Below are 12,681 nucleotides of genomic sequence, written 5' to 3'. Positions count from 1 at the left end.
TGATGAAGCTCAAGACCACCTTGGCTATTGTTGCAATTTCCGGGGCGGCTTTTCTTGCTGGCTGCACAGGCCAAGTATACAATCAGCAAAAAAACTGTTCTTATGACTATCTTTTCACACCATCAGTTTCCATCTCAAAAATTATTGGTGGCTGCGGCCCTATTGACAAGCTGTCTCCGCAGCAGTAATTATATAGTTTAACAGCGGCCTTTTCTATGGCATTAGGAAACACCCGCCAAGATAGTCTTGCAATCTGGTTCTCTTCGCAGAACGAGGCATCCAAGCGGAATCGATCGACTACGCACCTGTGAAAGAGGGTATGTTGTCGAACGGCGAAACAGCAATAGAGTTTTTAGATAGTCTAGGTGTATCCCTAGGGTGAAACAAAACCGGGCCTCCTTCCGGAGGCTCGGCTTACTGCCCAGGCTCAAACGCATTTATAAAGTCACGTTTGATAATTTCAACGGCAGCGTCGTTATCTAGAAGCTCATACCGAGTTACCACATTCTCGGGTTAGCCAAGACTTGAGCAATCCATTTTGCTGACCAGATGTTGAGCCAAAAAATTCATAGCCTCCGTATCGGCTGGATCAATATCTAGTTCGCTGATCAGCTTTGCAATCACCGGTCTTGGCTTATTCTTTGTAAATTGGAACGAAGGGTAGTATTTACGGCGATTGCTTTTGTTTGTATACGCCAACACGAAGCCAGCTTTAGCTTTTTGGCTCAGCGCTTATTTAGTGATGCCAAGAATATCGTGGGCTTCTTGGGAAGTAAGCAATTCACAACGACCGCCAATTCGTTCAAACGCACGAGCCCGCATATTAGCCGCAGCCGTTTGATTGCGTGCTTCGATGCTTAGCTTCTTGTCAGTGTCCGCTTTGGGTACTGCGGTATAGGCTTTTTCATCGGGCAGAGTAACAGCCTTCAATACAATGGCTTCCGAAGCTAGCTCGAGTATTTTCTCAAAGCGTCTGCGCAGGTCGGCCTTGGCGGCTTCGATTCTGGCTGTGGACTGAGTTCTCTCGGGGGTTGCAACTGACATGGCTCCTCCTCACGGGCTAGGCTCTGTACGAAATCAGCCGAAACCAATTTGAATTCCATGAGCGTTGAGATTCAGTAAAGTCCGCGACCATCAAAGGCAGGAGCCCACGATGGCCAAACGGTACGAACTCCCCGACGCAGCCTGGGATTTGGTTGCAGACATCTTCTATGAACCTCGCCGCAGCGGGCGCCCACGAACAGATGACCGCTTGATGCTCAACGGCGTCCTTTGGGTGCTCTGCTCTGGCGCTGCCTGGCGAGATATGCCTGAGCGCTTTGGCCCGTGGTCGACGGTTTATCAGCGCTTTCGTGAGTGCTACACCTGCGGGGCATGAGATTTTTGATGCGCTCATAAAGCGATTCGAGAACCGGTACCCGCAGCACAAGCTGCTCGCACACTTTCTCACGAGCGCAGAACACCTGGAGATGGACGCAGAAGATTTCGAGGAATGACGAAAAGGTCGTTGCGTTCGCTTCTCGCTGCTTGTGTCAAACTATGTTGCTGAACGTCGAGGTGCTTTTTTGCGTGCTCAGTAGGTTGTATCAATCTATGTTGTAGTTAAGATAATCGGCTTGCGAGCTAGAACCCGCTGTTTCCGCGGCCCGCTGTGTCAAACTATATTGTGAGATCCCAATACGCCGGACGCCCCCCCTTCGCCCTTCGGGTAATGCGGCTCGATCAAAGCAATCAAGCCCTTCCAGGGCACGACCTGATCCATCTCGATCAGGAAGCGCTCGCGGCGGGTCTGCTTACGTTTGCCGGCGTACTCGGCATCGGCGAAGGACATCTGTTTCATGGGGCTCAACCGTCGTGTTCGTGTCTGGCGGGTATTTCACCAGAGAGGGGAGTCTTTTTCAGAGTTTTCTTAGGAAGCTTTGCCAATCTGAGCTGCTGAACTGACTACCTTGGTATGAGTGAATCATCACTTCTTGCTTCGGTTTACGCCGCCATCCCGAAATGCACCAAACCAAGAAAGGAAACCAATACTTTTTTGGAATGAAATCGCACATTGGCGTCGATGCCGAATCCGGCCTGGTGCATAGCCTGGTGGGCACAGCGGCGAATGTGGCGGACATCACTCAAGTCGATCAATTGCTGCATGGCGAGGAAACTTACGTCTGCGGCGATGCCGGTTACACCGGGGTGGACAAACGCCCGAGCATCAGAACCGAACCATGATCTGGTCAATTGCCGCACGGCCCAGCACCTATAAGAAGCATGGCAAGAAGAACTTGATCGCTCAGGTGCGCCGAAAAATCGAATACGCCAAGACCCAGGTACGAGCCAAGGTTGAACACCCGTTTCGAGTGATCAAGTGCCAGTTTGGTTATACAAAAGTGCGCTTTCGCGGCCTGATGAAAAACACCGCGCATCAGACCACGCTCTTTGTGCTGTCGAACCTGTGGATGATACGAAAACGGCTGCTGGTGGCGGGAGAGGTGCGCCTGTGATGCGCGAGATGCGCGGAAAAAAGGTGCTGCACAAGGAAAAGTCATGAATTAAGAAGAAACAGCGCCTGATTTTTGGCAGGACACCGATTTTTTGAATTCCAGATGGCTGGAGGGTCAAAAAAACGGTGGGTACTTCAGACCGTCCCTAAATCTCTAAGTTGATAATCCGCTACAGCTTGTAATAGCGCCTCTGCCAACAGCCGAAGACGTGTTCAGGTGCGACAGCAGCGGTTTCAAAGGATTTCGTACGGAACCTAGACGAACGGGGTTTGGGACAATTGGGCTGGGCGAGGCTCGACGTGCGGGAGCCGTACGCTGGCCGAGATGCTTGAGGGCGGAAACAAAATTTAGCAGGCGGGAAGGATGAGTTGAACTTGACCTAACAGCTACGGTTGACATCCCGGCAACTGTCGGATCAAGTCTGAACTTCTACAAAGTAACAGCGCCCGCGCGACGAGGCAGGCAGTGAGGAGGACGCTTCAGAGCACCCAATTTAAATTGAGCCCTGTGCCATGGGTCTTCTCATCACTCGACAATTGGCCATTGTAACTCAGGCTAATGCTGACATCCTTCGTCAGCGCCATACTGGCTTGAGCGCCAACCACCGCAGTATTTCGCTCCATCGGCATGCTCCGTACTGAAAAAGAGGGGCCACCTGTGGCAAACTCGAGGTTATTTTCAGAGTTGATCCCGCTCAGGTTTCGTTGCCAGCCCAGCGTCGCAAAAAGGTCAACTTTCTGATGCTCCGTAAGGTTGACCGTCTTTTTCATCCGTGCCCCCAAGGTACTAGCGACTGCCTCACGGCTATGGTTACGGCTCTTTAACGCCGCCGCCGAACCTGTTTCGGTCAGGCCATCCAAGTTTATGTTCACATACGACAAATTGGCGAATGGCTCCAGCACTGCAGCCTGCAGATCCAGGTTATAGGCGGCTTCGCTGAAAAGCTGAGTGGTACTCCCTGTAACCTTAGCCTTAGGTCTGGCAGAGACGGCATCGTACTGCAGATTCCTTTTAACGTCGCCTCGGTTCCAACTATGGGCCACCCCAGCGCTCATTTGCAGAGCCCCTAGGTCATGCTTTGCATAGATGCCCAAATGATAGCTATTGATCGAAGCTGAAGAATGAGTACTGCCGCTCATGTTCAACGATGAACGGTGATACCCCGTCAATACACCAACCTGAGTGTTGTCGGTCAGTTGAGCATCGACGCCTGCCAGCAGGCCACGGACGGAATGGGTATTACCGGCATTGTCGCTATTGCCGTCCGACTTGCCCCAGGCGCCGAGTGTCTTGAGCCAGGCGTTACTGTCAGCGGCAGCATCACTTATTTCGTTGCGCAAACGCTCACCTACTGTGTCTCGAACATAGCGGCTGTCTTTGAGCAGCAAAGTATCAACTGCCGGATAGATTTCACCTGACAGCTGCTGAAAAGCCTGACGGGCTGAAGCGACTGATTGCGTGAGCAAGATACTTTCATGCACCGGATTACTGGCATTAAACTGGTCTATTGCCCTCGCCACTGCGCGCTGATTGGGGGTTGCTGCAGTGCTGGCGAAGGAGGTGCCGTTGCGCCCGACATTCAGTTGGATGTCAAAGGGAGCATAGTTAAGGGTACCACCGAGGAAAAGGTAGTCAGGTAATACCGATTCGAAGTGCCCGCTGATACCGCCTGTCGCAGACAGGATATTGTACTGTCGGCCAATCAGGCTCAATACTTGTTGTTGGTCGAGCAGTGTCGGAGAGTGTTCCATCGCCAGCTTCACCGTACCGCCAGTGAGACTGGCCCTGCCATCTGCCACAATCTGATCGTTGCTGTTGGCCGACAACTCCACTTCATAGATTGAACCGCTGTCGAAGGCCACATCACCTGCTACCCGCAGTGTGCCAATTGAGTTTCCAGGAGCAACGGTTCCTCCACGGGAAGCCGCCAGAGAGCCCACGTACCCCGATCCCGCCAAGGTTCCTTGATCGATAACTGTAACGTCCGAAGCGAGAGAGCCGTCGACAGTCAATAGGCCGGCTTTGACCAGTGTGGACCCACGATAGGTATTGTTCCCTGTCAGCGTCAGGCTACCAGCCCCGATCTTGACCAGGCTGCCTTCGTATTCTCGTTGTTGCATGGCCCGCTCACGGGCCGTGCCCACTTGGTAAGTAACTTTATCCTCGTCACTCGCCCCCTCGGGCAAGCCCTGCTCCCAACCCCTGGCAAGCAGTGTTTGTTGCCATTGAACCTGTTCCGCGGCCTCTTCGCGCTGGCGTTGAGTTAAGGCGACGTCGGAAATATCGTTCGACCAAACGTCGTTGATACCTTGGCCCAGATTGGCGTCAAAACGCCCTAACAGCTGTCCAGGCCCACCGAGGGCTGCGCCGAGGTCAAGCCGCCCCCAACCATAAACATCATCAACACCGACCTGTTCTTCAACCTGGGAAGCAGTCGTTAGCATGAGCTCACGAATTTGAGCCATGCTCATATAAGGAAAACGTTGTTTGAGCAAAGCCGAAGAGCCGCTGACCAATGGCGCGGCATAGGAGGTTCCTTGGCCAGTTGACAGGCCATAGATGACCGGGCCGTCTTGGACGTCGTTAGCCGCGCCAGCGACCATCGCGGTACCAGGCGCAGCAAGGCACCAATGTTTGCTGATACCACACTGGTTCGAATAGCTATCATCGAAAGTGTTATTCCTGTCCAGGGCAACAACCGAGATGACGTGGTTCCCCAGCTCGGGCACGTAATGAGGCAACGCGGCCATCAGCCCAGGTTGCGAGCTCTCTTCGTTACCTGCTGCAAAGACAAGCAGTACATCCTTGGCAGCCGCCTCACGCAAACTTTCAACAAGTGGAGATTTCCCCTGACTCAAGCGCATAGCTCTTTGAAAGGTAAAGTCGACGTCTGCTTTATCTGGTCCCGCAGGGTCTTCATTCCAGCTGTTGTTGATCACCCGAAGATCTGGAACTGTTTGAGTAAGGGTTTGAATATTTTGGCCGATGAATGTCTGTACTTCTCTTTGGAATACGCTCGCATCATCGCTTTTAACATCAATGCCGGAGGCGTCCGGGTCATAAGGTGTGGGTAGTGTGTTTAAAGGTTTGATCAAAGTTTGATAAAGGTGCGCTCCGGGGGCAACCCCGCCAGCATAGTTGTAATTTGGGTTTTTGGAACCGACCAGTATGGAGCTAACCTCAGAACCATGAGTCGAATATCTCTCGACCTCAGAATCATCACCCTCGTCTTCGAGCAGTTCCATCTCTGTCTGTATGCGTTCGGCGCCGTTTAGGGGCGTGATTTTACTCGTCGACAACACACTATGCTGGTTCAGGTATCCTACGTCGAGCATGCCAATGTTCACATTTGTTCCATCAATCCCCAATGAGTGTGCGGCAGGCGCGTTAATCAACGCCAGTGAGTTGTCTGGGAGCTCTGTGTTTGTATCTGCTGCAAAAGCATTAAAAGAGTATATGCATATGAGTGAGGTGCACGCTTTATTGCGTGCCAGAAAACGAAATATGGCACGTGTAAACTTGATATCCATGTAAATCCTAGATTATTTCCCGGTTACTCGGTCAGAGGGGCGCCCTTGAAGCATTAATAGGGGCAGTGGGCTTGGGTGCAAATCGCGCTGCCTGCTATTCTGTCTGCTCTTCATTTTTTATCAGGCAGCGAGCGTTCCAAAGGGAAAGAACGGCAACGCATCTAAATGTGCAGCTGTTTAATCAAGAAGGTATCAGCCCTCCGATAACGCATATTCTTATTTTTTATTCGCCTTATTCCCCCCAAAAAAGGAATACGTATTCTGCTGGTGGTCGTCGTTATTTGTCTTTAGGGATTTTCCTAAAGATGGTGCTCCCGGGGGAAGCTCCGTGTACTGCCTAGATGAGGCTTCATAATCATGCCGTTAAGCAGCGTGTAGCCGATATGGGCATGCTAAGCCTATAGCGGAAGCGCCTTGGCACTTAAATGTGCCGGTGGGTGGGCACCGGCGAATCCGCTGCATCCGCCAGGGCAACTACTATGAGGAGAACCGAACGGAGGCATTCAGCTGCGACGGCATGGTGATCCAGGAGCCGGATCGCCTTCGAGTCGTGCTGCGCACCTCAGGTGAGCTGGGGGTGATCCAGGGACTGCAGCTGGTTGGTGCCGACGGCAGGGTCTACCGCCTGGTTGAGACCACGAGGATGATTGAAGGCAGGATGCTGCAGGGTGTTGATGCCCCTGATGCATACCGGATACTGATTGATTCAGCGCAGGAAGCGTTTGAGGAGAAAGAGTGGGCGCGGTACCGCCTGTTGCGGGACCGGGTGAGGTACATACCGTTCGAATGTTGTTCGGCGTACTGTGATTCGTTCGCTCAGCGCGAAGACTGTGAGACCTGCCAAGGGCAGGGATTTGTTGCGAATAACCTCAGAGAACCGGGATGTGCGGAAGACTGAGCCAGTACCGTGGCATTCATGATTTCGTAGACGCCTTGAGCATGAGCCACCCGCTGGCCAACTCTGCCGGCGAGCGGCCACTCGGTCGATACAATGCTGCCCCAACCACCCGTGTTGCTTTGCTGCTGGGTGATGGTGTGCTTCATGCTGACTTGGTGCGATGGGGCTGGCGGCCACACTGGGCAAAAGGACCGCGCAGTGCCGATCAATGCTCGAGTAGAGAAGGTGGCCCACGGCCCCTTCTTCCGATCGATCTGGCCGCACCGAGCTATCGTGCCGATAGACAACTGGTTCGAATGGGTCGATGAAGACGGACCGAAAAAGCAGCCCTACCTGATTAGGCGAAAGGATGGCCACCCTTCCCTGTGCGCGGGTACCGCCGTTGATTTTCTTGGTGATGGCGAGAAATTCGTCCTTGTCGGCCAGGGAGTTGAGCCCCGCCCGCTGCCAGAACCAACCCGCAGACATCGCGGCATAGACCGGTTGTTCGAGCAGTTCAGGCGTGTTGAGCAATCGGCTGTCGCCGAACAGAGCTTCACTACAGGCTTCGTAGCTGGCACGCCCGGTAACTTGAATCAACCCACGCCCGCGATACTTCTGGCCGTCGCCGTCAGCCTCAGGCGTGTTTCCCAAGTGCTGGGACAGCTTGCCGGTTTCGTACTTCGACAGGTAAGCGAGCTGGATGGGATCATGAGACCGCCTCAAGCGCAGGCGTTTGGTGCCCCAAAGCTTTTAGGAGAAAGCACAGGGACTGGCGAGTCATACTCCAATGTGAAGCACATCCCTACGCGCGCGTGGCGAGGATGTAACGAAAGCTGTGCTCGTGACTCACGAAGCTTTTCCTACCAGAGAGCCGCCACTCCAGCAACATGAGGGCAGGCCATGTTGGTTCCTCCAATCGCTTGGAGCTGGTCTCCCTGAGCTGGATTACAGCACCCATAGACAAATATGGGTTACTGAAGCCTCCGACGCCTTTCAGTTGGACTGGACGACGGTAGACAAGCGTACCAAGGGAAGTGATGGCGCTGCAGCAGATCTGGACCATTCCGGCCAGGTGACATCAATCCACAAGTCATTCCGGTGCTCGCTAGATAAACTTCCGCTCTCAACCGCGAGGATACGCTTGTACTCGCCACCTTTCACGTCACGAAAAAACCTGCAAAAAAATCTGCAAAATTATGACGCCTCCCCCACTGCAGCCCAAGCACATCAGGGCTTTCAGAGTTTCAAAATATGTGCAACAACGGTAAGCGCACCCAGAGTGGGATGGCAGGGTAAGCATGCGCCCAACTCACCTTGCGTAAGTCATGCAGGCAACCATTGATGTAGGAGCACTATCTCCATGCATAATTTTTGTAGGTGGAACCTTCCACCGCGCACAGGTTATGGCCAATTGCCTTCATCCGACAAGAATTTGCGGACTCGGTTATGGGTAAGCCGATGAAAGGCATTTTTGTGCCTCACAGACACAAACGAAGGGCTTGCAACGCAACCAAGTGCCCAGGATAGAACCAATACCCCCACTGGCGAACCGGTTGCACATTGAAATGCAGGCTCTGACGTAGCAGCCACAGTCCTAGAAACGGAGCAGTAAAAGCAGTGCCCAAGGCTAAAATCGACGGAGGGTCGAGATCTAGAGCCTTGGCAACGATGCTGCTGCGCGTATTGATCAACACACACAGGAGCGCAGGCAGTAACCACAGTATGCCTGGCCGCCTAATCGAAATGAGCACTGCCGCAGGTACAAGGACGCCGTAGAGCCCGTACATCAGCGTATCGTCAAGCAGGTAAGCAAACACGCCCGCGGTTATAGCCATGGCTCCGGCCAGCCATGTGCGGTGGTGAATTCCCCAGGTGACCAGCAGTCCCAATGTCAGGGTAACCAGAACATTGAACAAGCCAGACGTGCTGATGTAGCGATATGGCATCTCGGAGATGATCGCGAACAAGACCATCAAAATGAGGTATCGGCCGTTGGCTGCTGTCAGTAACTCACCGGGTGTCGTACGCGCCACATTGGCAGCAATCGCTACGCAAAACAGTGGAAAAGCGAGCCGTCCAACGATAAACAGGTCGCCCATTTCAGGCCATACCAAGCGCAGGTGATCGATGACCATTGTGGACATTGCCAACCACTTGATCAGGTCCTGGCCAGCATTGCGATGTTTGATGAGCGGTGCTGTTGGCTCATATGCGCTCATCACGAGCCTCCCAGAACCAGTACAGTTAGCAGTAGGTACCGCCCGCCCTTGGCCAGGGTGACAATCAGAAGGAAACGCCACAAAGGCTCACGCATGATGCCTGCGACCAATGTCAGTGGATCACCAATGATGGGGGCCCAGCTGAGTAGCAAGGACCAGTGGCCGTAGCGCTGATAGGACTGTTGGGCTTTTTCGAGCTTGCTCTCACTGACCGGAAACCAACGCTTATGCCGAAAGTGCTCGATGCTGCGCCCAAGTATCCAGTTCAGCAACGAGCCCAGGACGTTGCCAGCAGTAGCCACCAGTAGCAGTGTCAAGGGCACGTATTTGTCGGAGACCAGCATGCCGACAAGCACTGCCTCTGACTGCATGGGCAGCAGGGTGGCGGCCCCGAGTGCCGCCAGAAACAGGCCGATGTAGCTGGTCAGTTCGAACACTGTGCAGCCCCCTCAGCTGTTCAGACCGATCCAGCCATGGAAGCCCACATAGAGGCCGACACCGATGATCAGGACGCTGGAGAGGTAGGGCGCACGCCGCGCCACGGTACCCAGCCATGGCCAGCGATTGGAGGCTTGTCTTGCGCCAATTGCTGCTGCGCTTCCTACGACCACTAGGGTAAGCGCCAAGCCAATGCTGAAGCACAGAACCAGCATGCCGCCCAGTGCGACCTCTTTAACCTGAAGGCAGAGCAGCAGTACTGTGATGGCTGCGGGGCATGGAATAAGGCCACCGGTCAGGCCAAACATGATGATCTGACCTGTTGTCACATCCCGATTGGTAAAGCGCTTACGAATGTCGTTGGCATGGCCACGTTCATGCGTGTCCTGGTAGCCATCGACTGACAGTTCTAAACCCTCAAGCTCGGAATGGGCGTGGCCATGATCGTGCTCGCGGTAATCGAGATCATAGTCATGCGAGTGACCTGAATGGCCGAGGCTGAGTCGTGCGCTGAATTCATGGGGTTCAGGAATATCAACCGTGGACTGGAGGTACCCCTCTCGTTCGACGAAGGCAAATTGCTGGGTCTTCCCATCTGGCCGAGTGGTGGTTAATTGAACTTGGGCAGCCGGCCAAGCATGGCCGCTGAGCACTTTCATCCGCCAGTGCGGGGGTACACCGTCTTCGAAGATGAAAAGCTCAATCCGGCCATGTCCGGTATCAATACGGTGAGTCTCATCATGATGGCCGTGATCATGATCGCCATGATGGTGATCATCGCCTTGCTCGAACTTGAACATCTGCTCGCCATGCCACGTCCGCCAGAGCATCCACAGGGCAATCACAATGATCAGGGCAGAAGACGCGAGCTGGAAGTAAGGCTCAGTAGTCTGTGCATCCAACCCCTTACCCAGGTACATCCCTCCGATTGCAACCAGCCATACCACCAACGTGTGGGAGATCGTGGCGGCAAGGCCCAACAGAATCGCCTGTTTCACCGATCCATGAATAGCAACGATGAACGCGGCCATCATGGTTTTAGAGTGACCAGGCTCAAGCCCGTGGAGTGCACCAAGTAGGATGGCACTGGGGAAATAAAGCCAGGCGTGGGCTCCGCCCTGCTGTAGCAACTCTGCGAAACTCGGCATGAGGAACCTAAAGGTACTTAGTGATTTGCTTGAATTCTTCAAGCGAGGAGCGATCACCGTTACTCAATGCCGCAACGGTGTCTTCCAGACAGTGGTCGATGTGATCCTGAATGAGTGTCCGCTTGGCTTGGCAAACCGCTTTTTCAACAGCATGCAACTGCTGTGCGATGTCGACGCACTCCCGGCCCTCCTCGATCATCGTGATGATGCTTCGCAGGTGGCCGTCCGCACGCTTGAGGCGCTTGATGATTGCTTCGTGGCTTTGGTGAGTATGTGTATGACCATGCGGGTGGTCATGGGCATGGAGGTGCTCATGCTCAGTCATGACTTGAGTCTCTGGTTCCGATGAATTGCGCTGGCATCGTATCCCCCCTGGGGGGATAGGTCAAACAAGCTTCACATTCTATGGAATTGGCCTGAAAGGCACCTGTGATGTTTAGTCGCTCTCTCTCAACGATGGTGATTCTTGCTCTCGCTCTGGCCGTTATCACGGCTTGGGCGGGGCATGCCTATTCGCTGTCAGTGCCCGGCAAGCATCCTGCGCCAGAGGTGGTGCAAGGAGCGGAGCATGATCACAGTCATGGAGCATCGTCCTGTGCCCAATGTGCCGACCATTACCACTCGCCACTAACCCCTGACCACCAGCACGAGCCCCCTCAGCTGAGCTCTACGGTGCAACTTGCTGCACAGCAGAAGCCATTCGTGCGCCTCGCCGCGCCAGGGCATTCACTTCCCCGATCGCCAATATTCCTGATCGAGCGCCCCCCCGTCCTCCGATTGCATCCTGACCATGGCCGCACAGCGGCTCACGATCATTGCAACGTAGGATTGATCCATGCAATTGCACCCAACGAGTGGCGGGGATGTGTTCGCTATGCGCTCACGCCGACCGCTATTGCTGCTCTTTTTACTTATCTCATCGCTTTGTTTAGGCATGCCCGAGACGTTGGCTCATGCCGTCGCCGAGGGGAATAAAGGCTTTATCCAGGAAAGCTCAGGCGTGATGTTGTTGCCGTTCATCTACATGGGCGCCAAGCACATGATGACGGGGTACGACCACCTGCTCTTCCTCTTCGGAGTGATCTTCTTCCTGTACCGAATGAAGGATGTCGGGCTCTACATCACCCTATTTGCCGCTGGGCATTCGATCACCCTGTTACTGGGCGTATTCACCGAAATCAGCATTAGCTCGTACGTGATTGACGCCATCATCGGTTTCTCTGTGGTGTACAAGGCGCTCGACAACCTTGGCGCGTTTCAACGCTGGTTTGGCTTCCAGCCAAATACCAAGGTGGCCACGCTGGTGTTTGGCCTGCTGCATGGCTTCGGCCTGGCGACCAAGATCCAGGAGTACGAAATCTCTGCGGATGGCCTGACCCCCAATCAGGTGCATCTCACGCGTAGAAGGTCGAATGATCGTCCGATACTAGAAATCTGGATCCATGGGGTTCACACCTATAGCGTTTGGGAAAAATACAAGCGGGTAATCAACCAAACGAAACGGTGCTTTTGTGGAGCATCTGGTTTGCGCCGCCCAAAAAGACTTCGTCGATGTATTGACCATACAAGACAAGCGTCCGAACTGGCTCTTGCTATGCGTGACTGGGAAGATGAGGAGAAACGTTTTTGGGATAGCATGCAAGGCCTAACGTGTTGCGGAACGTGCGATAGCTGCCCTCTTCTACGTGCACGTTGAGCTGTTCCAAGCAACTGACTTTTTAGAGAAGTTGCAGGGGCATGTTAATGCACCGCACGTCACTCCGGAGGAAGTTGTTCAGCACTAGAAGTCAAAGCAAGCGAAATGGTTGCTGGGCGAAAAGCCGTAGGGCGTCTAGGGCAGGCACCTGTTGAATCTCAAGTTGGGGCGGCGCCGAGTCCAGTTCACGCGCCACCTCAGCATCGCTGCTTCAGAGCGCGGGTGCTGCTCATTCAACTGATCCCGATAACAAGCCTAACCGTCGCCGCCAACTA

At 54.0% G+C, this 12,681-nt stretch carries 8 protein-coding genes and 5 pseudogenes; 5 read left to right on the top strand and 8 right to left on the bottom strand.

Going from position 1 to position 12,681, the window contains the following annotated elements:
- Positions 1–2: 2 nt before the first annotated feature.
- Positions 3–188: a DUF4223 family protein gene (locus tag CCOS864_RS09755; protein WP_462938202.1), complete on the top strand. Its 186-nt coding sequence runs from the start codon at positions 3–5 to the stop codon at positions 186–188.
- A gap of 544 nt (positions 189–732) precedes the next feature.
- Here the strand turns inward: CCOS864_RS09755 and CCOS864_RS28320 are convergent.
- Positions 733–1,044 (bottom strand): hypothetical protein, encoded by a 312-nt coding sequence (locus CCOS864_RS28320; RefSeq protein WP_208644366.1) that lies wholly within the window; start codon positions 1,042–1,044, stop codon positions 733–735.
- Between the two features lie 109 nt (positions 1,045–1,153).
- On the opposite strand from CCOS864_RS28320, the pseudogene CCOS864_RS09745 reads away from it, so the two are divergent.
- Positions 1,154–1,357: pseudogene (locus tag CCOS864_RS09745) on the top strand (transposase); the annotation flags it as partial.
- Positions 1,358–1,690: 333 nt separating this feature from the next.
- Here CCOS864_RS09745 and CCOS864_RS09740 read toward each other — a convergent pair.
- Positions 1,691–1,840 (bottom strand): annotated as a pseudogene (locus CCOS864_RS09740) (IS5/IS1182 family transposase); the annotation flags it as partial.
- A 146-nt stretch (positions 1,841–1,986) separates the two neighbouring features.
- Between CCOS864_RS09740 and CCOS864_RS09735 the strand changes: the two are divergent.
- Positions 1,987–2,495 (top strand): annotated as a pseudogene (locus CCOS864_RS09735) (IS5 family transposase); the annotation flags it as partial.
- A 479-nt stretch (positions 2,496–2,974) separates the two neighbouring features.
- Here the strand turns inward: CCOS864_RS09735 and CCOS864_RS09730 are convergent.
- Positions 2,975–6,025 carry an autotransporter domain-containing protein gene (locus CCOS864_RS09730; RefSeq protein ID WP_115086115.1) on the bottom strand — a complete coding sequence of 1,017 codons (3,051 nt, stop codon included), beginning with the start codon at positions 6,023–6,025 and terminating at the stop codon, positions 2,975–2,977.
- Between the two features lie 882 nt (positions 6,026–6,907).
- Here CCOS864_RS09730 and CCOS864_RS09720 point away from each other — a divergent pair.
- Positions 6,908–7,331 (top strand): annotated as a pseudogene (locus CCOS864_RS09720) (SOS response-associated peptidase); the annotation flags it as partial.
- Here CCOS864_RS09720 and CCOS864_RS09715 read toward each other — a convergent pair.
- From CCOS864_RS09715 to CCOS864_RS09690, 5 genes and pseudogenes are all read right to left on the bottom strand, one after another.
- Positions 7,296–7,598, bottom strand: a pseudogene (locus CCOS864_RS09715) (glycoside hydrolase family 19 protein); the annotation flags it as partial. The pseudogenes CCOS864_RS09720 and CCOS864_RS09715 overlap by 36 nt on opposite strands.
- Positions 7,599–8,383: 785 nt before the next feature.
- Positions 8,384–9,124, bottom strand: coding sequence for a TraX family protein (locus tag CCOS864_RS09705; protein ID WP_115086112.1), 741 nt, complete (start codon positions 9,122–9,124; stop codon positions 8,384–8,386).
- Positions 9,124–9,561, bottom strand: coding sequence for a YqaA family protein (locus CCOS864_RS09700; RefSeq protein WP_115086111.1), 438 nt, complete (start codon positions 9,559–9,561; stop codon positions 9,124–9,126). Before CCOS864_RS09700 ends, CCOS864_RS09705 begins: the two co-directional genes overlap by 1 nt.
- A 12-nt stretch (positions 9,562–9,573) precedes the next feature.
- The gene (locus CCOS864_RS09695) at positions 9,574–10,710 is read right to left on the bottom strand and encodes a nickel/cobalt efflux protein RcnA (RefSeq protein ID WP_115086110.1); all 1,137 of its coding nucleotides are present in this window, start codon (positions 10,708–10,710) and stop codon (positions 9,574–9,576) included.
- Positions 10,711–10,717: 7 nt separating this feature from the next.
- Positions 10,718–11,035, bottom strand: coding sequence for a metal-sensing transcriptional repressor (locus CCOS864_RS09690; protein WP_115086109.1), 318 nt, complete (start codon positions 11,033–11,035; stop codon positions 10,718–10,720).
- Positions 11,036–11,545: 510 nt separating this feature from the next.
- Here CCOS864_RS09690 and CCOS864_RS28390 point away from each other — a divergent pair.
- Positions 11,546–12,406, top strand: coding sequence for a HupE/UreJ family protein (locus tag CCOS864_RS28390; protein WP_244211893.1), 861 nt, complete (start codon positions 11,546–11,548; stop codon positions 12,404–12,406).
- Positions 12,407–12,681 lie beyond the last annotated feature (275 nt).

This window comes from Pseudomonas wadenswilerensis (genome assembly GCF_900497695.1).
Lineage (GTDB): Bacteria > Pseudomonadota > Gammaproteobacteria > Pseudomonadales > Pseudomonadaceae > Aquipseudomonas > Aquipseudomonas wadenswilerensis.
Note: the sequence above shows the minus strand (reverse complement) of the source record. Positions and strands in the feature narration are given on the sequence as shown.

What these genes read in the sequence shown, in the direction of transcription:
- CCOS864_RS09705 (WP_115086112.1), bottom strand. Translation starts at nt 9,124, where the DNA reads ATGAGCGCATATGAGCCAACAGCACCGCTCATCAAACATCGCAATGCT.
- CCOS864_RS09730 (WP_115086115.1), bottom strand. Translation starts at nt 6,025, where the DNA reads ATGGATATCAAGTTTACACGTGCCATATTTCGTTTTCTGGCACGCAAT.
- CCOS864_RS28390 (WP_244211893.1), top strand. Translation starts at nt 11,546, where the DNA reads ATGCAATTGCACCCAACGAGTGGCGGGGATGTGTTCGCTATGCGCTCA.
- CCOS864_RS09690 (WP_115086109.1), bottom strand. Translation starts at nt 11,035, where the DNA reads ATGACTGAGCATGAGCACCTCCATGCCCATGACCACCCGCATGGTCAT.
- CCOS864_RS09755 (WP_462938202.1), top strand. Translation starts at nt 3, where the DNA reads ATGAAGCTCAAGACCACCTTGGCTATTGTTGCAATTTCCGGGGCGGCT.
- CCOS864_RS09695 (WP_115086110.1), bottom strand. Translation starts at nt 10,710, where the DNA reads ATGCCGAGTTTCGCAGAGTTGCTACAGCAGGGCGGAGCCCACGCCTGG.
- CCOS864_RS28320 (WP_208644366.1), bottom strand. Translation starts at nt 1,044, where the DNA reads ATGTCAGTTGCAACCCCCGAGAGAACTCAGTCCACAGCCAGAATCGAA.